Source organism: Sinorhizobium garamanticum (assembly GCF_029892065.1).
Lineage (GTDB): Bacteria > Pseudomonadota > Alphaproteobacteria > Rhizobiales > Rhizobiaceae > Sinorhizobium > Sinorhizobium garamanticum.
Genome location: NZ_CP120373.1, coordinates 3,817,013 through 3,841,517, shown reverse-complemented (window position 1 = coordinate 3,841,517; position 24,505 = coordinate 3,817,013). Strand labels below are relative to the sequence as shown.

19 protein-coding genes are annotated in these 24,505 nt (G+C 60.1%); 18 read left to right on the top strand and 1 reads right to left on the bottom strand.

Annotated features, from left to right (window positions below):
- The first annotated feature begins 164 nt into the window (after positions 1-164).
- The 11 genes from pyrH to lpxB all read left to right on the top strand — a co-directional run bounded on the left by pyrH (position 165) and on the right by lpxB (position 11,742).
- Positions 165-887 (top strand): UMP kinase, encoded by a 723-nt coding sequence (gene pyrH, locus PZN02_RS18090; protein ID WP_280661538.1) that lies wholly within the window; start codon positions 165-167, stop codon positions 885-887.
- Between the two features lie 51 nt (positions 888-938).
- Entirely contained in the window at positions 939-1,499 is a 561-nt protein-coding gene (gene frr, locus PZN02_RS18085) for a ribosome recycling factor (RefSeq protein WP_280659303.1), read from the top strand.
- A 36-nt stretch (positions 1,500-1,535) separates the two neighbouring features.
- Positions 1,536-2,279 carry an isoprenyl transferase gene (locus tag PZN02_RS18080; protein ID WP_280659302.1) on the top strand — a complete coding sequence of 248 codons (744 nt, stop codon included), beginning with the start codon at positions 1,536-1,538 and terminating at the stop codon, positions 2,277-2,279.
- On the top strand, positions 2,279-3,112 hold the full coding sequence (locus PZN02_RS18075) for a phosphatidate cytidylyltransferase (RefSeq protein ID WP_280659301.1): 834 nt from the start codon (positions 2,279-2,281) through the stop codon (positions 3,110-3,112). The genes PZN02_RS18080 and PZN02_RS18075 overlap by 1 nt, the downstream gene beginning before the upstream one ends.
- 236 nt (positions 3,113-3,348) lie before the next feature.
- Complete coding sequence (gene rseP / locus PZN02_RS18070; protein ID WP_280659300.1) at positions 3,349-4,473, top strand: RIP metalloprotease RseP; 1,125 nt, start codon at positions 3,349-3,351, stop codon at positions 4,471-4,473.
- 377 nt (positions 4,474-4,850) lie between these two features.
- Positions 4,851-7,181 carry an outer membrane protein assembly factor BamA gene (gene bamA, locus PZN02_RS18065; protein ID WP_280659299.1) on the top strand — a complete coding sequence of 777 codons (2,331 nt, stop codon included), beginning with the start codon at positions 4,851-4,853 and terminating at the stop codon, positions 7,179-7,181.
- Positions 7,182-7,227: 46 nt separating this feature from the next.
- Positions 7,228-8,292, top strand: coding sequence for a UDP-3-O-(3-hydroxymyristoyl)glucosamine N-acyltransferase (gene lpxD / locus PZN02_RS18060; protein ID WP_280659298.1), 1,065 nt, complete (start codon positions 7,228-7,230; stop codon positions 8,290-8,292).
- A complete protein-coding gene (gene fabZ / locus PZN02_RS18055; RefSeq protein ID WP_280659297.1) occupies positions 8,285-8,749 on the top strand; it encodes a 3-hydroxyacyl-ACP dehydratase FabZ in 465 nt (154 codons plus the stop codon). The genes lpxD and fabZ overlap by 8 nt, the downstream gene beginning before the upstream one ends.
- Positions 8,750-8,751: 2 nt before the next feature.
- Positions 8,752-9,564, top strand: coding sequence for an acyl-ACP--UDP-N-acetylglucosamine O-acyltransferase (gene lpxA, locus PZN02_RS18050; protein WP_425336257.1), 813 nt, complete (start codon positions 8,752-8,754; stop codon positions 9,562-9,564).
- A gap of 5 nt (positions 9,565-9,569) precedes the next feature.
- Positions 9,570-10,445 carry an LpxI family protein gene (locus PZN02_RS18045; RefSeq protein ID WP_280659296.1) on the top strand — a complete coding sequence of 292 codons (876 nt, stop codon included), beginning with the start codon at positions 9,570-9,572 and terminating at the stop codon, positions 10,443-10,445.
- A gap of 112 nt (positions 10,446-10,557) precedes the next feature.
- Positions 10,558-11,742: a lipid-A-disaccharide synthase gene (lpxB, locus tag PZN02_RS18040; protein ID WP_280659295.1), complete on the top strand. Its 1,185-nt coding sequence runs from the start codon at positions 10,558-10,560 to the stop codon at positions 11,740-11,742.
- Positions 11,743-11,772: 30 nt separating this feature from the next.
- Here lpxB and gltA read toward each other — a convergent pair whose 3' ends face one another.
- Positions 11,773-13,062 (bottom strand): citrate synthase, encoded by a 1,290-nt coding sequence (gene gltA, locus PZN02_RS18035; RefSeq protein ID WP_280659294.1) that lies wholly within the window; start codon positions 13,060-13,062, stop codon positions 11,773-11,775.
- A gap of 418 nt (positions 13,063-13,480) precedes the next feature.
- On the opposite strand from gltA, the gene PZN02_RS18030 reads away from it, so the two are divergent.
- The 7 genes from PZN02_RS18030 (at position 13,481) to PZN02_RS18000 (ending at position 24,085) form a co-directional block, all read left to right on the top strand.
- Entirely contained in the window at positions 13,481-15,814 is a 2,334-nt protein-coding gene (locus tag PZN02_RS18030; protein WP_280661536.1) for a ComEC/Rec2 family competence protein, read from the top strand.
- Positions 15,815-15,997: 183 nt separating this feature from the next.
- Positions 15,998-16,993 (top strand): tonB-system energizer ExbB, encoded by a 996-nt coding sequence (exbB, locus tag PZN02_RS18025; protein WP_280659293.1) that lies wholly within the window; start codon positions 15,998-16,000, stop codon positions 16,991-16,993.
- A gap of 4 nt (positions 16,994-16,997) precedes the next feature.
- Positions 16,998-17,423 carry a TonB system transport protein ExbD gene (gene exbD / locus PZN02_RS18020; RefSeq protein ID WP_280659292.1) on the top strand — a complete coding sequence of 142 codons (426 nt, stop codon included), beginning with the start codon at positions 16,998-17,000 and terminating at the stop codon, positions 17,421-17,423.
- A 297-nt stretch (positions 17,424-17,720) separates the two neighbouring features.
- Positions 17,721-18,380 (top strand): protein-L-isoaspartate O-methyltransferase family protein, encoded by a 660-nt coding sequence (locus PZN02_RS18015; protein WP_280659291.1) that lies wholly within the window; start codon positions 17,721-17,723, stop codon positions 18,378-18,380.
- Positions 18,381-18,660: 280 nt separating this feature from the next.
- Positions 18,661-20,031, top strand: coding sequence for an outer membrane channel protein TolC (gene tolC, locus PZN02_RS18010; RefSeq protein WP_280659290.1), 1,371 nt, complete (start codon positions 18,661-18,663; stop codon positions 20,029-20,031).
- 277 nt (positions 20,032-20,308) lie between these two features.
- Positions 20,309-21,109 carry a PopZ family protein gene (locus PZN02_RS18005; RefSeq protein WP_280659289.1) on the top strand — a complete coding sequence of 267 codons (801 nt, stop codon included), beginning with the start codon at positions 20,309-20,311 and terminating at the stop codon, positions 21,107-21,109.
- Between the two features lie 132 nt (positions 21,110-21,241).
- Entirely contained in the window at positions 21,242-24,085 is a 2,844-nt protein-coding gene (locus PZN02_RS18000) for a valine--tRNA ligase (protein ID WP_280659288.1), read from the top strand.
- Positions 24,086-24,505: the final 420 nt, after the last annotated feature.

The window sequence follows — 24,505 nt, the reverse complement described above, 5'->3', positions numbered from 1 at the left end:
GCATCGCGTGACAACGCGGTGCCCTTCGTGTATCCGGCATTCGTCAAAGCGTCGGACCCGCCGGTTTCAGCCCGAGCGGTCGATACCGCGCGCAACACGATATATCCTTTATGCCGCTGTGCACCGCCTTCCGCACAGGCGTGCCGATCTGTTCAGGAGCGATGATGTTGGCCAAGCCAATCTACAAGCGTGTTCTTCTCAAAGCCTCCGGTGAAGCCTTGATGGGAAGCCAGGGCTTCGGCATCGATGTGGCAGTCTCCGATCGGATCGCATCGGATATCGCCGAAGCGCGCGCCATGGGCGTCGAAGTCGGCGTCGTTGTCGGCGGCGGCAACATCTTTCGTGGCGTCGCCGTCGCCTCGAAGGGGGGCGATCGGGTAACCGGCGACCACATGGGGATGCTGGCGACGGTGATCAATGCGCTCGCACTGGCGACGTCGCTGCGCAAGCTGGACATCGACACTGTCGTGCTCTCGGCCATCGCTATGCCGGAAATTTGTGAGAGTTTTTCGCAGCGCGCTACCCTATATCATCTCTCGCTTGGCCGCGTGGTCATCTTCGCCGGAGGCACGGGCAATCCGTTCTTCACGACGGATTCCGCCGCAGCACTTCGCGCAGCAGAGATGGGCGCAGAAGCGATCTTCAAGGGAACGCAGGTTGACGGCATTTATTCTGCGGATCCGAAGAAGGACCCGACGGCTACCCGGTTCGATCGCCTCACCCACAGCGAGGTTCTGGAGAAGGGATTGGCCGTGATGGACGTTGCCGCGGTGGCTCTTGCACGCGAAAATGCCATTCCGATCGTCGTTTTCTCGATCCACGAGAAGGGCGGGTTTGCGGAGATCTTGACCGGTGGCGGCCATGCCACCATCGTCACGGACAATTGACAGTTTGAAGGCCCTTCGGGCCATTGAAGACAGGAACGGGAGTCTTGAACCATGAGTGAAGGTGTGGACCTGAAGGAACTGAAACGCCGCATGGACGGAGCGATCTCCGCATTCAAGCACGACATAGCGTCGCTTCGCACCGGCCGCGCATCGGCCAACGTTCTCGATCCGGTGACCGTCGAAGCCTACGGTTCGCGCATGCCGTTGAACCAGGTGGCAAACATCACGGTCCCGGAGGCGCGTATGCTGTCCGTTTCGGTGTGGGACAAATCCATGGTTGGCGCCGTTGAACGCGCGATCCGGGAATCGAATCTCGGATTGAACCCGATCGTTGACGGCCAGAACCTGCGTATTCCGCTGCCCGAGTTGAACGAGGAACGGCGCAAGTCTCTCGTCAAGGTCGCGCACGACTACGCCGAGAAGAGCAAGGTGGCCGTCCGCCATGTTCGCCGTGACGGCATGGACGACCTGAAAAAAGCCGAAAAGGATGGCGAGATCGGGCAGGACATCCACCGTGCTCAGTCCGAACGCGTCCAAAAGATGACCGACGAAACAATTTCCGAGATCGACCGCTTGCTCGCCGAGAAGGAAAAGGAAATCATGCAGGTCTGACGCGTGATGATCTGAGTCTCTTTTTTCGGACCGCCAATGCCAGAGTTCATCCCCGCTAACGTACCGAACCACGTTGCCATCATCATGGATGGCAACGGTCGATGGGCAAACGCGCGCGGACTACCGCGCACGATGGGACATCGAAAAGGCGTCGAGGCCGTGCGGGCTGCGGTAAAGACGGCGGCCGAGCTCGGCATTCGCTATCTCACGCTTTTCGCATTCTCGTCGGAAAACTGGAGCAGGCCCGAGGCCGAGGTCACGGACCTCATGGGCTTGCTTAAGGCGTTCATACGCCGCGATCTCGCCGATCTGCACCGCGAGAATGTCCGCATCCGCGTCATCGGCGACCGCACGAATCTCAGCGGTGACATTCTTCCGTTGCTGATCGAGGCGGAGGACACGACGAGCGCGAACACCGGGATCACCTTGGTGATCGCCTTCAACTATGGCGCGAGGGACGAATTGGCGAGGGCTATGCGTCGCCTGGCGACAGAGGTGGCCGCCGGTCGCCTCCGCCCGGACGAGATCACGACGGAGAAGATCAATGCAACGATCGACACCGCCGGCATACCTGATCCGGACCTGATACTGCGGACGAGCGGCGAAGAGCGCCTCTCCAACTTTCTGCTTTGGCAAGGAGCCTATTCGGAATTGCTTTTCATTCCCGAACTTTGGCCGGATTTCACGCGCGAAACATTCCTTGCCGCTATCGAAAAATACGCCAGCCGCGAACGCCGTTTCGGCGGCCTCGCGCAACCGACGCTAGCGGTCGGCTCCTGATGCAGGCTGAACTCAAGCTACGCATCGCCTCCGGAGTAGTGCTTGCGGCGGTCGCTCTTGGCGCGACCTGGGCGGGCGGGCTTGCTTTCCAGCTCCTGTCCGTCGCGATCGGTTTGCTGGTCTATTACGAGTGGTCGACCATTACGAAGCTCGGTGAGAGCGACTTTCAGGGCAATGCGTTCGGGTGGCTTTCCCAGGTCGTGATCGCGATCCTCGTCCTTTTCGACTATATCCATCTCAGCCTGCCGCTCCTGGCTGCCTTTTCGGTTCTCGCCGGACTTTGGGTGTTGATCCGCAACACGAGCTGGTGGCTGCCGGGCGGCATAGTCTATGCCGGTTTGACGGCGGTTTCGCTCGCGGCGATCCGCGGCGCCGATTATCTCGGCCTGGTGGCGATGCTTTTCGTGTTCGCCGTCGTTTGGGGGACGGATATCTTTGCTTATTTTACCGGCAGGGCAATCGGCGGGCCGAAGCTGGCGCCGGCGATCTCGCCCGGAAAAACCTGGTCGGGAGCGCTGGGCGGGACGATCTGTGGTGTTCTCGCGGGTGTCGCCGTCTTCATGGCTCATTTCTCCCTGGAGGATCTGCGCATTCCGATCATCGCGCTCGTGCTGTCCGTTGCCAGTCAGATCGGGGATCTGTTCGAGTCCTTCATCAAGCGTCGTTTCGGCGTCAAGGATTCGAGCCAGCTTATTCCCGGACATGGCGGGGTCATGGACCGGGTCGACGGATTGATATTCGCCTGTGTCGCTGCGCTGGTTCTGGTGTTGGCGCAGATCCTGTCTGCCGGCGGACGCGCAGCCGCCTTCGGTTCGGTTCTATTGGGCCTTTGAGGGCTCTGCATAATCCCTTAAGTCGAATTTGAATTAAGGGTAGACTATATAAGGATGCAAAATGTGACAGCGGCAGCCGCGCATCCCTACAGCGCCGCGTGTCTTTTGAGACGCGCAAAGGACGCTGTGTCACTTTGAAGTGCTGCATGTTTTTATCCTTGAATCGGCTACGATTTAAGGAAACATGCAGTAGGAGGCACGTGATGTCGCAACAGCGGATGCGTTAGGAAATGCCAATGAGCCTTCTGCTTGAAAATCTGCAATACGCTATACCCACCTTCCTGTTCCTGCTGACCCTTTTGGTCTTCGTCCATGAGCTGGGACACTACCTGGTGGGCCGCTGGTCCGGTATCCGTATCGTCGCCTTTTCCGTTGGCTTCGGGCCGGAGCTGTTCGGCTGGACCGATCGTCGCGGCACCAGATGGAAATTCTGCGCGATTCCGCTGGGCGGCTACGTGAAATTCTTTGGCGACGAAGATGCAGCGAGCACGCCCGACTATCAGCGTCTCGAGGCAATCGCGCCGGAAGATCGTGCTCGCACCTTCCTGGGGGCAAAGCTTTGGAAAAGGGCTGCGACCGTCGCCGCCGGACCGATCGCCAATTTCGTGCTGGCGATTGCGATTTTTGCCGTTCTCTTCTCCGTCTATGGGCGGGCCGTTGCCGATCCGGTCGTGGCATTGGTGGCGCCGGGCAGCGCGGCGGAGCAGGCAGGCGTCAAGCTGGGTGACAGGCTTGTTTCAATCGACGGAACGCCGATTGTGACCTTTGACGACGTACGACGCTACGTCAGTGTCCGCCCGGAACTGCCGATCACTGTTCGCGTCGAGCGCGATGGTTCCCCGATAGATCTGCAGATGGTGCCGCAGCGCATCGAATCCGTCGACCCGCTGGGCAACAAGGTGGAAGAGGGCAAGATCGGCATCGGAACAAATCAAGAGGTCGGGAACTTCCGAATCGAGACCTATGGGCCGCTGGAAGCGGTCGGGCAGGGAGCCCTGCAAAGCTGGCGTATCGTCACCGGCACGTTCGACTATCTGTCGAATCTGGTCGTTGGTCGGATGAAGGCGGACCAGGTGGGTGGACCGATCCGTATCGCCCAGATTTCAGGGCAGATGGCCAAGCTCGGCGTTGCCGAGGTGCTGAACTTCGCAGCCGTTCTCTCAGTTTCTATAGGATTGCTTAACCTCATGCCTGTGCCCGTGCTTGATGGCGGTCATCTCATGTTCTATGCGGTGGAGGCGTTGCGCGGCAAACCGGTCGGGCCCGCGGCACAGGATATCGCGTTCCGCATCGGATTTGCGATGGTGTTGATGCTTACGGTCTTTGCGGCGTGGAACGACATCAACTGGCTTTTCGGCTGAAACGGATCCCGAAGACGTGAGGCGTTGTCTCTACAGCGCCGCGCGTCTTACCAGACGCGCAAAAGACGCTGTGCATCTTAAATCGGCGACGATTTAAGAGAACATGCAGTAGGCCTTTGCTCTTCTTGCTTACCGGGTCCTTGGGGGGACGGAACAACCTTCGGATATTGTGAACGAGTGACGCGCAATGGCTTGCGCCGCAAGGATTTGTTTACGATAAGTCGAATCCGTAGTGGCGGTTAAGCCACGGTTCGAATTGAAGTAAACAGAATTTAACTAGCTGGCTTGCTTGTATGGCAAAAGCGGGTAAAACGGCAACCGTGACCGGAGTCGGTACGAAATTGCTGCGGTACGTTGGGAAAAGGTAAGATTTTAACATGAAAGCTGGTTCAAGGTTTTTGAACGCGGTGTCGGCGTTTGCGCTGTCAGCAAGCATGGTTGCCACGGGTACCGGTGTTGGGGTGTTTGCAGGCACGTCCGTTGCACAAGCCGCGGTCATCAATCGGGTTGAAGTGCGGGGCGCAACGCGCGTAAGCGCGGACACGGTGCGTGCGAACATAACGATTGTCCCGGGTAGGAACTTCAGCAACGCCGATATCGATGCTTCGGTGAAGCGCCTTTACGCCACCGGCTATTTCTCCGACGTCAGCATCAATGTCGCCGGCGGCACGCTTGTTGTCACCGTCAGCGAAAATCAGCTCGTCAACCAGGTGGTCTTCAACGGTAACCGCAAGATCAAGGATGACAAGCTCCAGGGTGTCGTGCGGACCCAGCCGCTCGGTCCTTACAGTGAAGCAACCGTCGAAAGCGATATTCAGGCCATCAAGGCCGCCTATGCTGCGATTGGTCGTAGCGACGTCACTGTCACGACGCAGGTCGTGCCTATTGCCGAAGGGCGCGTGAACCTTGCCTTCGTCATCAACGAGGGTGAGCGCACGAAGATTTCGCAGATCAATTTCGTCGGCAACGAAGCTTACAGCGACGGCCGGCTCCAGTCGGTGATCGCGACCAAGGAATCGGGCATTTTCTCGTTCCTGACCCGTAAGGATGTCTACAATCCGGACAAGCTGCGCGCCGACGAAGAACTGCTGCGTCAATTCTATTACAACCGGGGCTATGCCGACTTCCAGGTTATCTCGTCTGACGCGACTCTGAATGAAGAGACCAACGAGTACACGGTGACGATCACCGTCGAGGAAGGTCCGCGTTACGACTTCGGTGCAGTCAATGTCGAGTCGACGGTCGAAGGTATCGACGCTGAGGAGTTGAGGGGTCTGATCCAGAGCCAGGAAGGCTCCGTCTATAAGGCGAAGGATGTTCAGGACACGATGAGCGAAATTTCGAAGCGTGTTGCTTCGGAGGGCTATCCGTTTGCTCGCGTCACCCCGCGTGGCAACCGCGACCTTGCCAATCACACGATCGCCGTCGACTATCTGGTCGACCAAGGTGAGCGCGCCTACGTCGAGCGCATTGAAATCCGCGGCAACACGCGCACGCGTGACTACGTTATTCGCCGCGAGTTCGACGTCGGTGAAGGCGATGCCTTCAACCAGGAAATGATCGCGCGCGCGAAGCGCCGGCTCGAGGCTCTCGGTTATTTCTCGAGCGTAAATATCTCGACGCAGCCGGGCAGCGCTGCGGACCGTGTCGTGATCGTTGTCGATGTGCAGGACCAGTCGACCGGTTCGTTCGGCATCGGTGCCGGTTATTCCGCCGGCGGCGGCGGTGGCTTCCTCGTCGAGGCGTCGATCGAGGAAAAGAACTTCCTTGGCCGCGGACAATATATCCGCCTTGCCGCCGGCAGGGGTGAGGACAGCCAAACTTACAACGTCTCGTTTACCGAGCCTTATTTCCTCGGTTACCGTCTGGCCGCAGGTTTCGATCTCTTCAAAAACGAAAACGACTTTGACGACGATAACTACAGCTACAACGACCAAGGCTTCAGCCTGCGCGTGACTGCGCCGATCACCGAGGCGCTGTCGACGACGCTGCGCTATAACTACACGGAGTTCGAATACTTCGGCGACAAGGACGACTTGTCGACTCCCTATGACCGTGCGATCGATGGCAGCCCGTGGACCCGCTCGTCGGTCTCCCAGTCGATCACCTACAACACGCTGGACGATGCTCAGCTTCCGCATGAGGGTATCCTCGCCTCGGTCACGCAGGAATTCGCCGGCCTTGGTGGCACGTCCGATTTCTACAAGCTGACGGGTAAGGCCAGGTGGTATTACACGGTGAACGACGAGGCAGACATCATCGCGTCGCTCGCCGGAAGTGCAGGTCACTTGTTCAAGACGTCCGGTTCAATGGAAGTCTTCGACCAGTTCCAGTTGGGCAGCAACGATATCCGCGGCTTTGAGCGCAACGGCCTCGGTCCGCGCGTCAACAACGGCGACGCGCTCGGTGGTACGACCTACTTTACGGCCTCTGCGGAAGCATCGTTCCCACTGCCGGGCATCCCGCGTGATAGCGGTTTCCGCGGTGCGCTCTTCGTCGATGCCGGCACGCTTTATGGCAACGATGTCGCCGTTGGCCCCGGCGAATCCGTCCGCGGTGACGATGCCTCGTTGCGCGCCTCCGTCGGCGTCAGCCTGATCTGGGCCTCGCCCTTCGGTCCGCTGCGTGTCGACTACGCCGTGCCGGTTGCGAAGGAAGATTTCGACGAAGTCCAGAATTTCAAGTTCGGCATTAACTCGTCGTTCTGATAAAGAGCAGTCCAGAACTGCTGTCCAAAATCGTTCTGGAGTGTCTATGGAACTGAACTGGTTTTTTCCGCCCCATGAAGGGATTCGCTTGGGTGACCTGGCGAATCACATTGGGGCGGAGTTGTCGGATGCCGCTGCGGCGGATCGCTTGATCCACGCGGTCGCGCCGGTTTACCGCGCCAAATCGGGTGATGTTTGCTATATGCTCTCGCGCAAGAACCGCGACGAGCTGAACGATTGTCATGCCTCGGCAATCATTTGCGACAAGGCGATTGCGTCAATCGTTCCGGACAATATCCCCGTTCTCTTGACCGCAAAGCCGCATACGGCCTTTGCAGTTGCCGGCGCTCTGCTTCATGAAAAGGCGATGCGCCCCTCCTACAATACGAGCGAGCGGGGCATTGCTGCGGGTGCATTTGTCGATCCGACAGCCCGACTCGAGGCTGGTGTAGAAGTCGAGCCGATGGCGGTGATCGGTGCCGGCGCTGAGATCGGTATTGGAACGCGGATTGCCGCGGGAGCCGTTATCGGGCCGAATGTCCGAATCGGCCGCGATTGTACGATTTCTGCCGGAGCCAGCATTCTTTGCGCGCTGATCGGCAACAACGTCATCATTCATCCCGGGGCGCGCATTGGCCAGGACGGCTTTGGCTACGCGCCGGGCCCCCAGGGCGGAATGATCAAGATCGTTCAGGTCGGTCGCGTGATTATCCAGGATCACGTCGAGATCGGCGCGAACACGACGATCGATCGCGGCACCATGGACGATACGGTGATCGGCGAGGGCACGAAGATCGACAACCTCGTCCAGATCGGGCACAACGTCCGCATCGGTCGCTATTGCGGTATCGTCAGCCAGGTTGGCATTGCCGGCAGCACAAAGATTGGCGACGGCGTGATGATCGGCGGCGGAACCGGCGTCAACGGCCACATTACCATCGGAGATGGCGTCCAGATCGCCGCCATGAGCGGCGTGGCGAGCGATGTGCCGGCCGGTGAGCGTTATGGCGGTATTCCGGCACGCCCGATGCGGGATTTTCTGCGCGACATCGCCGAGATGGCGATGCGAGCCAGCGAAAGACAGAAGAAAAAGGGTGGCAAGGATGAATGAGGCTGCAACGGTACTCGGCACGGCGGATATTCAGGAAATCCTGACACTTCTTCCCCATCGCTACCCGTTCCTGCTCGTCGATCGCATCATCGCGATCGACTCCGACAACTCGGCGATCGGGATAAAGAACGTGACGGCGAATGAACCGCATTTCACGGGACATTTTCCGGAAAAGCCGATCATGCCGGGCGTGTTGCTGATCGAAGGCATGGCGCAGACCGCCGGCGCCATCTGCGCCCGCAAGACGGGGATCGGCGACAATCTCGTCTACTTCATGACCATCGACAATGCCCGCTTCCGCAAGCCTGTCGTACCGGGAGACCGGGTCGAATTCCATGTCATGAAACAGAAGCAACGTGGCAATATCTGGAAATTTCACTGTGATGCAAAAGTTGACGGGCAACTTGTCGCAGAAGCTGATATCGGCGCGATGATTGTCAGCAAGGAAGACGCCTGAAAATGATTGCATCGACTGCGAAGATCCACCCGTCATCCGTCATCGAGGATGGGGCCGTGATCGGAGAGAACGCGAAGGTCGGCCCGTTTTGCCATATCGGGCCGAATGTCGTTTTGGGAGACGACGTAGAGCTACTGAGCCACGTTGTTGTCATCGGGCGCACGACTGTCGGCAAGGGGACGAAGATCTTCCCGTCCGCCGTCATCGGCGGAGACTCGCAAAGCGTGCATCATAGCGCCTTGAACACGACGCTGGTCATCGGCGAGAACTGCACCATCCGCGAAGGTGTGACGATGAACACGGGCACCGTCGAGCACGGCGGCACCACAGTCGTCGGCAACAACAACCTGTTTCTGGCCAATTCCCACGTCGCGCACGATTGCCGGCTCGGAAACAATATCATCCTGTCCAACAACGTGATGCTGGCGGGGCACGTGATCGTGGACGATCGCGCCATCCTCGGCGGCGGGTCGGCCGTTCACCAGTTCACGCGCATTGGCAGGCAGGCCTTCATCGGTGGGCTTTCGGCAGTCAGCTATGACGTCATTCCTTATGGCATGCTCAACGGCAATCCCGGAGTTCTGAGCGGTCTCAATGTCGTCGGGATGACGCGCGCCGGCATCGACCGCGCGACGATCCACGCCGTGCGGCGCGCGTACAAGCAGATTTTCGAGGGACCGGAATCGATCCGCGCCAATGCTGCGGCAATCCGGCAGGAGTATCTCGATTGCGCGCCGGCGCTCGAAATCCTCGATTTCATTGCCGCAGAAAGCGATCGCGCGCTGTCGTCGCCGCAACGCGGCAACAGAGGTTGACTGCAGTGGTAACCCGCAGCCTGCCAGGTGCGGGGGGCAGGTTGGCGATCATTGCCGGCGCTGGCGCGCTGCCGCATCACGTGGCGGAGGCCGCGCGACGACAGGGCGAAGACCCTTTCATCATTGCGCTGTCACGCGAGGCGGACGCCGACTGGACAGGGTTCGACCACGCCGTTCTGGCAATCGGTGATTTTGCTGCGATCAGCCGAACGTTCGAGAAAGAGGGCATCGACCGCGTTGTGCTCTCCGGAGGAGTTCGGCGTCGACCGGAATGGCGTGATATCCGCCCCACGCTGAGGACGCTCGCTAAGGTCCCGAGCGTGCTTCGGACTCTGGTGTCCGGTGGCGACGACGCGGTTCTGCGAATGGCGATGGATCTCATCGAAGCGAGCGGTGCCCGCGTCATCGGCGCACAGGAAGTCGTCCCCAATCTTCTCGCGGACACGGGCCCGCTTGGGGCCCATGTGCCGACGGACGACGATCGGCGGGATATAGAAGCTGGCATCGCTGCTGCCAACGCACTGGGAGCGCTCGATGTTGGACAGGGCGCCGTCGCGGTCGGCGGCAGGGTGATCGCACTCGAGGGCGCCGAAGGCACCGACGCCATGCTGGCGCGCGTTGCCGCGCTGAAGGTCGAGGGGCGGGTCTCGACGCGTCGTCGCGGGGTCCTCGTCAAACTTTGTAAGCCGCAGCAGGACGAACGCGCGGATCTGCCTTCGATTGGTCCTTCCACAGTCGCGGGCGCCGAGGCGGCGGGTCTTGCAGGCATTGCGGTCGAAGCGGGCAGGGCACTTGTTCTCGAGCGTTCGCAGCTCGTCGACAAAGCGGACAAGAGTGGCCTGTTCATCCTGGGTGTTCAGCGTGGGGCTAGCGCGGGATGACGAAAAGCATGTTCGGTTTTCCGCCCGCATGCCGCTCTAACTCTTTAGAATCGATCACGTTTATGATTATGGGTCGGTTCGACCCAAAATCATCCTGATCATGGAGCCGCCGATGACGGGCAAGGGCTACAAACTGGCAGTGATAGCCGGAGAAGTCTCCGGAGACCTGCTCGGGGCCGATCTCGTGCGCGCACTTCGCCCGCGCCTTGGAGGCTCGCTTGAGCTCGTCGGTGTCGGCGGCGAGGCGCTCGAAGCCGAGGGGCTGACATCGCTGTTCGACTATTCCGAACTGTCGATCATGGGCTTTTCGCAGGTTCTTGCACGTTTGCCGAAGCTGCTCCTGCGCATCCGTCAGACAGCGCGCGCGATCATCGCAGCTCGGCCGGACGCATTGCTGATCATCGACAGCCCGGATTTCACCCATCGTGTAGCGCGGCGTGTGCGCGCCGCGCTACCACACCTGCCGGTGATCAATTACGTCTGCCCGAGCGTCTGGGCGTGGAAGCCCGAGCGCGCCCCGCGTATGCGTGGCTATGTCGACCATGTGCTCGCGGTTCTGCCGTTCGAGCCGGAGGTGATGCGCGCGCTCGATGGCCCGCCGACCACCTATGTCGGCCATCGCCTTGCATCCGACATCAATGTGTTGTCGGTCCGTGCCCGCCAGCGCGAAAAACAGCGGGCGGAACGACCGCGGGAGCCCGCGACCTGTCTCCTGCTCCCAGGGTCCCGCGGGAGCGAAGTCAGCCGCTTGCTGCCGATTTTTGGCGAGGCCGTCGAGGAGCTCGCGGCGCGCCATCAAGGCATGCGCTTTCTACTGCCGACTGTTCCCCGGCAGGAGCGTCGGGTGAAGGAATTGACCGCGTCGTGGAAGGTGCAGCCCGAGATATCGGTTGCAACGGACAGGAAGTGGGAGGCCTTTGAAAAGGCCGACGCCGCGCTTGCCGCTTCCGGGACGGTCATTCTCGAACTCGCCCTTGCGGGTATCCCCGTCGTTTCAACCTACAAAGCGGATTGGCTCGTCAGTTTCCTGCACTCTCGGATTCGGATATGGACGGCGGCACTTCCGAACCTGATCGCTGATTTTCCTGTCGTACCGGAATATTTCAACAGGACGATCCGGCCGTCGGCGCTGACGCGTTGGTTCGAGCGGCTTTCGAGTGACACGCCACAACGCCGTGCCATGCTTGACGGTTTTGCCGTTGTGCAAGAGCGCATGGCGACCGACCGACCGCCGGGCGACAAAGCCGCGGAAATCGTCTTCGATTATCTCCAAGAAAAAAAGCCCGGCCATCTCTGACCGGGCTTCTCGATTTGACGGAATGTCCGCTCAGCGCTTCGAGACGGGGAGGTAGTCGCGCTGCGGTGCGCCGACATAGAGCTGACGCGGGCGACCGATGCGCTGCTCCGGGTCCTCGATCATCTCGTTCCATTGTGCGATCCAGCCGACGGTGCGGGCGAGCGCGAAGAGCACAGTGAACATGGTGGTGGGGAAGCCCAGCGCCTTCAGCGTGATGCCGGAATAGAAGTCGATATTGGGATAGAGCTTCTTTTCGATGAAATATTCGTCGGTCAGCGCAATGCGCTCAAGTTCCATCGCCACTTCGAGCAGCGGATCGTCCTTGTGACCGAGCTCGGCGAGAACTTCATGCGTTGTCTTCTGCATGATCTTCGCGCGCGGGTCGTAGTTCTTGTAGACGCGATGGCCAAAGCCCATCAGGCGGAAGGGATCGTTCTTGTCCTTGGCCTTGGCGATATATTCCGGGATACGGTCGACCGTGCCGATTTCGGCGAGCATGTTGAGTGCCGCCTCGTTGGCGCCGCCGTGCGCCGGTCCCCAGAGGCAGGCGATGCCGGCCGCGATGCATGCAAAGGGGTTTGCGCCCGACGAGCCGGCGAGGCGGACGGTCGAGGTTGATGCATTCTGCTCATGATCGGCGTGCAGGATGAAGATCCGGTCCATCGCCCGCGCGAGAACCGGGTTCACGACATATTCCTCGCAGGGTACCGCAAAGCACATGCGCAGGAAGTTCGACGCGTAGTCGAGGTCGTTCTTCGGGTAAACGAACGGCTGGCCGATATGATATTTGTAAGCCATCGCCGCAATCGTCGGCATCTTCGCGATCATGCGCAGCGACGCGACCATGCGCTGGTGCGGATCGGTGATGTCCGTCGAGTCGTGATAGAAGGCCGACAGCGCGCCGACGCAGCCGCACATGACGGCCATCGGGTGGGCGTCGCGGCGGAAACCGGTGAAGAAGCGCGACATCTGTTCGTGGACCATCGTGTGGTGGGTCACGCGATAGTCGAAGTCGTCCTTCTGAGCCTTGGTCGGCAGTTCACCGTAGAGGAGCAGATAGCACACTTCGAGGAAGTCGCCGTGTTCCGCCAGTTGCTCGATCGGATAGCCGCGATGGAGCAGCACGCCTTCGTCACCATCGATATAGGTGATCTTGGATTCACACGACGCCGTCGACGTAAAGCCGGGATCGTAGGTGAACATCTTCGTCTGCTTGTAGAGCGATCCGATATCGACGACGGCCGGCCCAATGGATCCCGATCGCACTGGCAGTTCCGCCGATTTTCCATCGAATGTTACAACCGCGCCTTTTTCTGTCATGGGAGCCTCCGTCTTATGGCAACGTGGCATAGCAAAATGCCACGAAAATGAACGTTGCGAATTTGCTATATGATTTATTTTCGACTGCCAAGCTGTACGAAAGGCAAATTGGTGCGATGCGAAAATGTGCATATGGCGACGCAATAATCGCATGTTATGGCCAGATGTCCAACCAGATCAATGATTGTTAATCTGATAATGCGGTACCATTCCATATAGTTCTGCTGATTTTTTGTGCAGCTTATCTTGCGGTTGCAAAGTGGCGACGTTGGTTGCAGGATCGGCCGGTAACCGCAAAGGGGTAGAGCGGACGGGAATGGGGACGGAGGAGCGAGGGCCGACGACGCTCGATGCGCTGCATCGTGCATCGCCTTTCATCGGCAGCCAAGTCTCCGTTCATGCCGCGGATGCTCCGGTAATGCTGGCCGGTCGCCTGCTGCCACGGGCACTGAATGGTTCGGCGCTGGGTTACAGGAGCCATGCAGCTACCGCTTCGATCGTCCGGCGATTGCGCGCGGCCGTGGAGGAGGAAGCCGATTTTGGGCACGGCTTCGTACTGATCCCGGTGCTTCTGGCGCTCGGCTCCCTCGTTTGGTTCGCGCTGGCGTATGACGTCGGAATTGCCAAACTTGCACCGCTGCTTTGCATTTTCGGCATATCGGCGCTCCTCTGCCAAGGGCGTTTCGCGCCTTGGCGACCGATCGCGATCGCGCCTTTCATCTTCGTTGGCGGTATGTTGCTTGCAGCGGCGGAGACCGCACGCATCGGCACGGTCATTCTCGATGGGCCGGTGACGACGAACCTCCGCGCAAGCGTGCTGTCGCGCGAGCAGGATGACAAGGGGCGTTGGCGATATCTGGTCGAGATCAACGAAACGTCCAAGCCGAGGCTCCGCAGACCGCCCTCCAAGGCAACACTGCTGGCGCGAAGTCACCATGAAGGGTACCCGGCCGGGGCGATCATCGAGGGAAAGGTGCGCCTTTCCCCGCCTTCGGGACCCGCGCTGCCGGGTTTAAACGACTTTGCCTTCGACGCCTTCTTCAAGGGTGTTGGAGCGGTCGGGTTCTTCTATGGCGCTCCACGACAGGCGCTGGAAACGGATGTTGCCGTGTCGCGCACTGACACGTCCTTATTTGCCCAAGGAAAGGCCTTCCTTGCTGACGTGCGTGAGGCCGTTGGAGACCGGATCCGGACAGTGGTCGGCGGCGACACGGGGGCGATTGCGGCGGCGCTCATCACTGCCGAAGAGCGGGTCATCAGCCGCGAAACCGTCGAAACCCTGCGAGCCGCAGGCCTGTCTCATGTTCTCGCTATTTCCGGGCTGAACATGGTCCTTGCGGCGGGCACCTTTCTCGTTGGTGCGCGGACGCTGTTGAGTCTGGTTCCGGGCCTGGCCGAACGGCTGCCGGTCAAGAAGATCGCCGCAGCGGGGGCCCTTGTGATGGTTCTGCTCTATATCCTGATCTCCGGCGCCGCAGTCTCGGCACTTCGCTCCTGGATCATGATCTCCATCATGCTCGTGGCAGTCTTCTTCGACCGCGTTTCGATCAGCCTGCGGAATGTCGCTCTGGCGGCAGTCGTCATTATCGCCTGGACGCCGTCGGCGGTTGCCGGGCCGGGATTTCAAATGTCCTTCGCGGCGACCCTGGCCCTGGTGGCGGGATACGCCCGCTGGCGCGAATATCGAATGCGGGAGCGGGAGAGAGTGACTGGCCGCTGGGAGCCGGCGTCCAACTTCGCCATAGGCAGCGTCGCCACGTCTCTAATCGGCGGCTTGGCGACGGCAGTCTACGCCGCCGCCTATTTTCATCGGCTGCCGGCCTATGGATTGATCGCCAACGTCCTTGCCACGCCATTGATCAGCATTCTCATCATGCCGTTCGGCTTGTTCGCCATGCTGCTCATGCCATTCGGGCTTGAATATTATCCCTTGGTGGTGATGGGGCAGGGGCTGGACTGGATGCTCGCGGTGGCACGCTACGTGGCTTCGTTCGATGGCGAGTGGGTGACGGGACGGGTGGGCGTGACCGGTTTTGCCTTGGCGGCGTTCGGCGGGATCGTTCTGTGTGTGCTGCGAACGCGGCTGGCGCTCGTTGGTGCGGTATTGATCGTTCTCGGCGGCACGGCGATCGCGTGGGAGCGCCAGGCGCAACGTCCCTCGGTCGTGATATCGGAAGACGGCCAACTGGTTGGGCTGATTGCCGAAGACGCCATCGCCACCAACCGAACCCGGCCGCCGGACTTCATTTTCTCGCAATGGCAACGGGCGCTTGCCGTCGCCAATCATATTGCGCCAGTCGTCGAAAGTGCCTCCGCCTTGGCCGCAAAACCGGAATCGTCTGAACTTAAGGCAAGCGCGGCTAACGCGACTGAGGTCCTGTCATCTGTGAAAGCTGGGGGCTTTATCTGCCACAAGCGCGAATGGTGTGTCGGCCGCAGCCATGAGGGCTGGACCATTGTCGTCGTCGACGCGCCCGAACTCTTTCCGTCTTTATGCGAGGCCGCAGACCTCGTCGTCGCAGCCACCCGCCGGCCGTTGCCGACCTGCAAATCGAGCCGCGCACTGGTTGTGACGGCCGAGACTCTGCGGCGAAGCGGCGCGATCGAAATTTATGCCGACGCGGCGCAGGCGGCAGCGCCGCCCCGCATGCGGATCGCGAGGTCGTTCGCGTCCACGGAGCGGCCATGGCAACGTCATCGCCGGTATGACTGGCGCAGCAATGGGTTCTCCCTAGAGGAAGGCAGCTTCTAAATTCGCCCGATAGCTGTCGGAATACGCGACTAGGGGCATTATTCTTGATTATTTCACTCCACAAATTCTTGCCATTCGGTCATAGTTCGTCGTAAAGAGCCTGCGAAGGCACGCGGGCTTGCTCGTCCCCGGGTTGCATCGCAGCCAGACGGCAAGACAGGCGCACAATATGTGAGGAACGAGATGTCACACCGGACCCGGCCGCAATTAAATGTGTTGTTTGCGGCAACTCTCGCCATTTCACTTGTCGGAGCGGTTTCAACAGGCTTCGCCCAAGCGGTACAGCAAGATCCCTCCGCAGCGGTTGCCGGGCAAGCACAGGGCGCGCCTGCCGTTGAGGCTCCGGCCGCTGCCAGCGCCGGCCAAGCGAGTGTCACGGTGGCGCCGGAACTGCCTGCCCCCGCCAACGCCGCGACGCCGGGCGCAAGCGCCAACCCGGTCCTTCCGCACGATCTTTCGCCGGTCGGCATGTTTCTTGCTGCCGATATCGTCGTCAAGAGCGTGATGATCGGCCTGGCGCTCGCATCCGTCATCACCTGGGCGATCTTCCTGGTGAAAACGATAGAGCTCATTGGCGCAAAATCGAAGTTGAAGCGCGCAGTCCGGATGCTCACGACCGCGAACGGCCTCGCCGAGGTCAAGGCTGGGCTGGACCGCAAGGCCGGCGTTGCTGCGGAAATGGTCGCGGCAGCGGTCGACGAAATGGCCCGCTCGGAGGCGGTTCTGGATCTTGCGCCGGCCACCGGCATCAAAGAACGCGTGTCGTCTCTACTCGGGCGCATTGAGGTTCGCGCCGGCAAGCGGATGAGCGGCGGTACCGGTATTCTGGCTTCGATCGGCTCGGTTGGTCCCTTCGTTGGACTGTTCGGTACGGTCTGGGGAATCATGAATTCGTTTATCGGCATCAGCAAAGCGCAGACGACCAACTTGGCCATCGTCGCGCCCGGTATTGCCGAGGCTTTGCTGGCAACGGCAATCGGCCTCGTCGCGGCCATCCCCGCGGTGGTGATTTACAACTACTTCGCCCGGTCAGTAGGTGGCTACAAGCTCATCCTGGCGGATGCGGCGGCAGCGGTGGAGCGATTGGTGAGCCGCGACCTCGACCATCGATACAGGCGCAAGGCGCAGCCGCACAGGCGCGACGGCTATGTCGACGGTTCGATAGCCAGGATCGGATAAGGCGATGGCGGGAAAGATATCCGAAAGCGGTGGCGATCTCGAAGAGAACAGCGAGATCAACGTGACGCCCTTCATCGACGTCATGCTTGTCTTGCTGATTATCTTTATGGTTGCTGCACCCCTGGCGACTGTCGACATGAAGGTCGATCTGCCGCAATCCGTGGCCAAGCCCGCGCCAAGAGACGATAAGCCGCTCTTCGTGACGCTGAAGGCAGACCTGACGCTGGCGATCGGCAACGAGGAAACGGCTCGCGAAAGCTTCGTTTCGGAACTCCATCGGATAACGAATGGGAACACGGAAACGCGCGTGCTCCTGCGCGCGGATCGGCTGGTCGATTACGGCGAGCTGATGACGGTGATGAATCTCATTCAAGGCGCAGGCTACGGCAAGATCGCTCTTGTCGGTCTCGAGGCGGCGCCAGGGCGCTAGCCACCGGCTACCTGCGGCCTCTGTTTTAAGATTTGTCGCAACGCTTCGAGGGCTACCTGTTTTACTGAAATCGAATCTTTGAACGCTCCGTTTTGAGTGCCGGAGGGGGTGCGGCTCTTGTCGTGAGCCGTTGCCGTCTTTCCCTTTTTGCTTTCCGAAATGTCGCTGTCGCTTGAAACCGGCGATGCGCCGATCTATGAGCTTAGGCAACGGGCTGCGCATCGGCAGCCAGACGCAAGATCGCGCGGATTTCCAGGACACGGGCGCCGCGCCTATCCGGGACACGAGGGCAGTATCATGAACTTCGAAGCAGCGCGCATTAAGATGGTCGACCATCAGATCCGGACCACGGATGTGACTTCCCATTCGGTGCTGTCCGCCTTCCTTTCCGTGCCTCGCGAGGAGTTCGTGCCCGCGAAATTGAAGGAACTGGCCTATATCGATGCCGACATCGAACTCGTTGGCGGCGCCGAGCCGCGCTATCTGATGGAGCCATCGCCGCTGGCGAAGCTGTTGCAGCTTGCTGGCATTTCCAAGTCCGACGTTGTGCTTGAGATCGGTTGCGGGACGGGTTACGCCTCGGCATTGCTATCTCTGATTGCCGGCTCTGTCGTCGCACTGGAGAGCGACGAGGGCCTCGCCGCGACGGCGACGGCGACGCTTGCGCGCCTCGGCTATGACAACATCGCAGTGGTGACCGGCAACCTTGCCGAAGGCTATGCCGCAGAATCGCCCTATGACGTGATTTTCATCAACGGCGGTGTGGAAACGATACCCGAGGGCCTTTTCGCGCAACTCCGCGACGGCGGGCGTCTCGTGACGGTTGAAGGATTTAGTAACGCATCTCGTGCGAAACTTTATGTGCGCGGATTCGGCAGGGTCTCGGAACGGTCGGACTTCAACACCGCCGTTAAGCCTCTTCCCGGATTTCGCCGTGAGCGTTCTTTTATTTTCTGAGGCACCTCATATTGGTGACACTCAGCATAGAAGTGTTGTCACCAAAATCGCAATGTTGCCAATTGGCAACGTATCTTCTGTTTCTTTTTGAAATGGCCGCTGAGAGTGTCAGTGCACAGTTGTCGCAAGACCGAATCCGGGTTTCAAAGAGCGCAGGGGTAGTGATTTGCTCGCCAATGGGTGGCACGAGCATGTCACCACAGTAATTATGCAGGCCGCCCGGAGCGGACTTGCTGGAAATTGCGAGGCGGCGCCGCTGCCTCGGCTGATCGGAGGGAAGATGGTGTCGATTGTCCGCAAAGCAGCCTTGTGGGCGGCTGTCTCGACCAGTGTGCTGATCGCGCCGCACGCAACGCTCGCTGAGACGATCTCCGGCGCAATGGCGAAGGCCTATGCCAACAACCCGGATCTCAACGCCGCACGTGCTGGCCTTCGCGCCACCGATGAAGGGGTACCCATCGCCAAGTCCGGTTACCGGCCGCAGATTTCCGCGTCGGCGACCGGTACGCTGACCCGCACCGACATCGAGAAGACGGGCACACTTGATCTTCACAGCGGGCAGCTCGGCATTAGCATTACCCAGATGATTTTCGACGGGTTCCAGACACTGAACAACGTCAGGGCCGCCGAATCGAACGTCTTCTCCAGCCGTGAAACGCTGAAGGCGAACGAGATCCAGATCCTTCTTGCGGCAGCGCAGGCCTATGCCAATATCGCTCGCGACCAGCAGGTCGTTTCAATTCGCAGGCAGAACCTGGCGTTCCTGAGAGAGCAGTTGAATGCCTCGCAAGCTCGCCTTGAGGTGGGTGAAGGAACGCGTACCGATGTGAGCCAGGCGGAGGCGGAACTCGCCAACGCGCAGTCCTTGCTGGTAAGCGCGATAGCCCAGTTGAAGCAAAGCGAAGCGGTCTACGTGCAGATCGTCGGCGCGGCTCCCACGGGAATCAGGCAGCCGGCGCCGGCCAGCAAGAGCATGCCGAGATCCCTCGATCAGGCGGTGGCTACAGGCTTGCGGGAAAACCCGCAGATTCTGGCTGCGCAGTATGCTGTCGACTCGGCAGGCTTCCAGGTAAAGTCGGCCGAAGGCACGATGCTGCCGGGCGTCGTTCTGCAGGGGGCAGTAACGCGCAACACCGGAAATGCCGGTCAGGGTCTGGACGATACGACGGCGAGCATCACTGCGCGGGTGGAAGTACCGATCTATCAAGGCGGCGCTGAATATGGCCAGATCCGCCAAGCGAAGGAAATCCTGGGTCAGCAGCGGATCCTCGTCGATTCCGCGCGCGCTTCGGTCCAGCAGACTGTCGTCTCGGCCTACGCCCAGCTTGATTCTGCCCTCGCCCGAATCACTGCCAGCCGGTCGCAGATTGCCGCCGCCAACCTGGCGCTCGAGGGCGTCATCGAAGAGCGAAAAGTCGGTCAACGTACGACACTCGACGTGCTCGATTCGCAGCAGGATGTTCTGGACGCGCAGGAGTCGCTCGCTGCTGCGCAGCGCGACGCCGTCGTGGCGAGCTACTCGCTGCTCGCCGCCACGGGCCGGCTGACCGTCAAGAGCCAGGGTCTCGCGGTTGCCGAATATCGCTCCGAAGAGCACTACGAAGCCGTCAAGGACAAGTGGTTCGGCCTGCGGACCGTCGACGGCCGCTGACCGCATGAACTACAGCGCCGCGCGTCTCAGTCAGACGCGCAAAGGACGCTGTAGCACTTTGAATCGCTGCATGTTTTTATCCTTAAGTCGGCTACGATTTAAGGAAACATGCAGTAGGCGGGGCAGACGGCATCTGCCCCAAAAAACAAATCTGTGCAAGAATCCCCATGGTTGATTCGTGACGTTTGTTTCGTCCACGAACTCACTTAAGGTCTGTTTGAAATCGGCACATGGACGCTTTTGAGCCCGTGTTTGGCCGCACCAAACGAGGATGGAAATGGCACAGCTCAATGTCGCGCGTGAACCTTCGATGGACGAGATTCTGGCGTCCATTCGCAAGATCATCGAGAACAACGAGCCTGGGCAGATGGGATCCTCTGTCCGGCACGAGTTCGAAGACGAAGCCGGCGACGAGATCGAACTGACAATCGACTCGGAAATCGAGGCCGTCGCGTTCGGCGCATCCGAGGAGCCTCGTTCTTCATCAAGGACGCCATCGTACGTGTCGGCGGTCGAAGCAACCGGCAATGCGGCAGAAACGCAGGCTTCGCCGCAGCCGCCGCTTTCCCTCGCCGATGTCGCGGCACGGGTGAGAGCCGCTTCCGAACGTCACGCAGTGAACTATGTTTCAAAGGATCACGTCGACCCGGCCCCGATGCCTCCGGTGCAGAACAATCCGGTAATCACCTCGCGAATGGCGGCGGTCTCGTCGCCAGCGACCCCTGTGAACACGGGCGCCACGAGAGCGGAAGACGCGGCCGTCGGGGATGTCGCCGGAGAGCGGATAGTTCCCGAGCCCGACACATCGTCACAGGCTACCGTTCGGGAGAAGATGGCCGACGCCGAAGAGACCCCGGCGAGCGCGATCGTGTCGCCGGCGGTCAGCCGCCAGGTGGCACGCTCATTCGAAGATCTTGCTCATGCAGTCGAGCAAGGCCCCAGGCGTTCCTTCGACGAGATTGCGGAAGCGATGCTTCGGCCGATGCTGCAGGAGTGGCTGGATGACAATCTGCCCACCCTGGTCGAGCGTTTGGTGCGCGAGGAAATCGAACGCGTCGCGCGCGGCCCTCGTCGCTGACCGGCGCTTCTGCGGAAAGTCAAAGTCGCGGGCGTAATCGCTTGCGGCTTTTTTGCCGTTCGTGTTGACTTGCACTGGGCCTTCCGGTTTACAAAAACGCTGACATCAATCTCCAAAAAAACTGGCCGAAAAATGCTTGATAAGACCTACGATTCCGCAGCCGTCGACCCGCGCATCGCCAAGAAGTGGGACGAAGAAAACGCGTTTCGTGCAGGCGCCGGGGCAAAACCCGACGCCGAGAGCTTCTGCATCGTGATTCCGCCGCCGAATGTGACGGGCTCGTTGCATATGGGCCACGCGCTGAACAACACGCTGCAGGACATCCTGGTGCGTTTCGAGCGCATGCGCGGTAAGGATGTGCTCTGGCAGCCGGGCATGGATCACGCCGGCATCGCCACACAGATGGTCGTCGAGCGTCAACTCGCACAGAGACAACTGCCCGGCCGGCGCGAGATGGGGCGTGAAGCCTTCGTCGAGAAGGTATGGGAGTGGAAGGCGGAATCCGGTGGTTTGATCTTCAATCAGTTGAAACGGCTTGGAGCGTCCTGTGACTGGTCGCGCGAGCGCTTCACTATGGATGACGGGTTGTCCGATGCCGTTCTCGAAGTTTTTGTAAGCCTTTATAAGGAAGGCTTGATCTATCGCGATAAGCGCCTGGTCAACTGGGATCCGAAACTGCAGACGGCGATTTCCGATATTGAAGTCGAACAAGTCGAGGTCAATGGTCATCTCTGGCATCTGCGGTATCCGCTTGAAGAGGGCGTCACCTACCAGCATCCGGTGGCCTTCGATGACGACGGCAACGCCACGGAGTGGGAAACCCGCGACTATCTCGTCGTTGCGACGACGCGTCCGGAAACCATGCTTGGTGATACCGGCGTTGCGGTCCATCCGAGTGACGTCCGCTACAAGGGTATTGTCGGCAAGCACGTGATCCTGCCGATCGTCGGGCGACGGATTCCGATCGTTGCGGATGAATACCCCGATCCGGCGACTGGCACCGGCGCCGTCAAGATGACGCCGGCCCACGACTTCAACGATTTCGAGGTCGGCAAGCGGAGAGGGCTGCGCCAGGTCAATGTCCTCACCGCGGATGGACGGATCACACTCAAGAACAACGAGGACTTCCTTGAAGGCCTCGATCACCCGGCCGCGCTCCACGGCGCCTGGGATCAGCTCGAAGGCAAGGATCGTTTCGAGGCCCGCAGGATGATCGTCGAGATCCTCGAAGAGGCGGGGCTCGTCGATCACATCGAACCGCACAGGCACACTGTGCCGCATGGCGACCGCGGCGGTGTGCCGATCGAGCCGCGGCTGACCGAGCAATGGTATGTCGACGCCAAGACCTTGGCCAAGCCGGCGATTGCCGCGGTCAAGGAGGGGCGGACCACATTCGTTCCGAGGAACTGGGAAAAGACCTATTTCGAATGGATGGAGAATATCCAGCCCTGGTGCATTTCGCGCCAACTCTGGTGGGGGCACCAGATACCCGCATGGTACGGTCCCGACGGCCAGGTATTCGTCGAGAAGACCGAGGAAGAGGCACTGCATGCCGCCATCCAGCATTATCTCGCGCATGAAGGGCCGATGAAGGCTTATGTCGAAGACCTTCTCGAAAACTTCAAGCCGGGCGAAATCCTGACGCGCGACGAAGACGTCCTCGACACTTGGTTCTCGTCCGCGCTCTGGCCGTTCTCGACGCTCGGCTGGCCGAACGAGACGCCGGAACTCGAAAAATACTATCAGACCGACGTTCTGGTGACAGGCTTTGACATCATCTTCTTCTGGGTCGCCCGCATGATGATGATGGGCCTTCATTTCATGAAGGACGCCGACGGCACGCCGGTCGAGCCGTTTCACACCGTTTACGTCCACGCGCTCGTTCGCGACAAGAACGGCCAGAAGATGTCGAAGTCGAAGGGCAACGTCATCGATCCGTTGGAACTGATGGACGAATATGGCGCCGACGCGCTGCGCTTCACCTTGGCGATCATGGCGGCGCAAGGGCGCGACGTGAAACTCGACCCGGCCCGCATTGCCGGCTACCGCAACTTCGGCACCAAGCTCTGGAATGCGACGCGTTTCGCCGAAATGAATGGCGTGACGAACAGCGAAGGATTCATTCCCGAAGCCACATCGCTGACGATCAACCGCTGGATTCTGACCGAGCTTTCGCGAACGATCCGCGACGTGACCGAGGCGATCGAAGGATACCGCTTCAACGAGGCAGCTGGCGGTCTCTATCGCTTTGTCTGGAACCAGTTCTGCGACTGGTATCTCGAACTGCTGAAGCCCGTTTTCAACGGCGAGGACCAAGAGGCTAAGCGCGAGTCGCAGGCCTGCGTCGCTTACGTACTGGACGAGACCTACAAGCTCTTGCATCCGTTCATGCCGTTCATGACGGAGGAGCTTTGGGAGAAGACCGCTGGTCCCGGACGCGAGCGTGATACGCTGCTGTGCCATGCCGAATGGCCCTCTGCGTTCTACGCGGATGATGCGGCCGCCGACGAAATCAACTGGCTGATCGATCTCGTCTCGGGCATTCGCTCTGTGCGTGCGGAAATGAATGTCCCGCCGGCGGCGACCGCGCCGCTGGCGATCGTCGGTGCAAATGGACTGACGAGCGAGCGGCTCGACCGGCATGCCTCGGCGATAAAGCGCCTGGCAAGAGTGGAAAGCATCGAGCACGCGGCAGTGGCGCCGCGCGGTAGCGCCCAGATCGTCATTGCCGAAGCGACCGCCTGCCTTCCGCTCGGCAACCTTATCGATCTTTCAGCAGAGAAAATCCGGCTGGAGAAGGCAATCGCCAAGGTTGAGGTCGAGCGCGAGAGAATTCTCGGCAAGCTCGCCAACGAGAAGTTCGTCGCCAACGCCAAGGCCGAACTGGTCGAGGCAGAGCGCGAGAGGCTCGTGGAACTGGACCTGCAAAAGGATTCGCTTGGGGTCGCGCTGAGCCGCGTGTCGGAAGCGGGTTAAAAGCAAAGGGGAGGCCCACGCCTTTCCGCCGAAGAACAAATGCAATCCGCGGTAGAAGTGCCGCGGATTTTCCATTATGCGACCGGGAACTTCGAATCAGATCTCGATCCGACGCGATCGAGCGCTGCAATACACGCCTTGGTTTTATTGGCGGCCTGCCCAAAGATGCTTGCGGCTAAACGGCGCAAAAAGCGAAATTGTTGTTCCTCGGTCACACTTCGCCGTAGAAGTGGAATATTTTTTTCAACTATCCCGAACGCCCGGCTTTCGTTGGAAAACCGTTCCGGGATTCTGCAATTGTGTCTAGATCTTGAAATTCTTACGTCAATCTAATGGCCTATCCGCCGAGCAATCCCGCGAGTCGGCGGTTTGCCATTTCACGCAATCGTGAGGATACTCCCCGCCAAGCGCGACATGAGC

Excerpts from the sequence above, each read along its gene's own strand:
- lpxB (WP_280659295.1), top strand. The coding sequence starts at position 10,558 with ATGACGGGCAAGGGCTACAAACTGGCAGTGATAGCCGGAGAAGTCTCC.
- pyrH (WP_280661538.1), top strand. The coding sequence starts at position 165 with ATGTTGGCCAAGCCAATCTACAAGCGTGTTCTTCTCAAAGCCTCCGGT.
- PZN02_RS18075 (WP_280659301.1), top strand. The coding sequence starts at position 2,279 with ATGCAGGCTGAACTCAAGCTACGCATCGCCTCCGGAGTAGTGCTTGCG.
- gltA (WP_280659294.1), bottom strand. The coding sequence starts at position 13,062 with ATGACAGAAAAAGGCGCGGTTGTAACATTCGATGGAAAATCGGCGGAA.
- PZN02_RS18005 (WP_280659289.1), top strand. The coding sequence starts at position 20,309 with ATGGCACAGCTCAATGTCGCGCGTGAACCTTCGATGGACGAGATTCTG.
- exbD (WP_280659292.1), top strand. The coding sequence starts at position 16,998 with ATGGCGGGAAAGATATCCGAAAGCGGTGGCGATCTCGAAGAGAACAGC.
- PZN02_RS18080 (WP_280659302.1), top strand. The coding sequence starts at position 1,536 with ATGCCAGAGTTCATCCCCGCTAACGTACCGAACCACGTTGCCATCATC.
- exbB (WP_280659293.1), top strand. The coding sequence starts at position 15,998 with ATGTCACACCGGACCCGGCCGCAATTAAATGTGTTGTTTGCGGCAACT.
- PZN02_RS18030 (WP_280661536.1), top strand. The coding sequence starts at position 13,481 with ATGCTGGCCGGTCGCCTGCTGCCACGGGCACTGAATGGTTCGGCGCTG.
- lpxD (WP_280659298.1), top strand. The coding sequence starts at position 7,228 with ATGGAACTGAACTGGTTTTTTCCGCCCCATGAAGGGATTCGCTTGGGT.
- PZN02_RS18015 (WP_280659291.1), top strand. The coding sequence starts at position 17,721 with ATGAACTTCGAAGCAGCGCGCATTAAGATGGTCGACCATCAGATCCGG.
- PZN02_RS18000 (WP_280659288.1), top strand. The coding sequence starts at position 21,242 with ATGCTTGATAAGACCTACGATTCCGCAGCCGTCGACCCGCGCATCGCC.
- tolC (WP_280659290.1), top strand. The coding sequence starts at position 18,661 with ATGGTGTCGATTGTCCGCAAAGCAGCCTTGTGGGCGGCTGTCTCGACC.
- rseP (WP_280659300.1), top strand. The coding sequence starts at position 3,349 with ATGAGCCTTCTGCTTGAAAATCTGCAATACGCTATACCCACCTTCCTG.
- frr (WP_280659303.1), top strand. The coding sequence starts at position 939 with ATGAGTGAAGGTGTGGACCTGAAGGAACTGAAACGCCGCATGGACGGA.
- bamA (WP_280659299.1), top strand. The coding sequence starts at position 4,851 with ATGAAAGCTGGTTCAAGGTTTTTGAACGCGGTGTCGGCGTTTGCGCTG.
- fabZ (WP_280659297.1), top strand. The coding sequence starts at position 8,285 with ATGAATGAGGCTGCAACGGTACTCGGCACGGCGGATATTCAGGAAATC.
- lpxA (WP_425336257.1), top strand. The coding sequence starts at position 8,752 with ATGATTGCATCGACTGCGAAGATCCACCCGTCATCCGTCATCGAGGAT.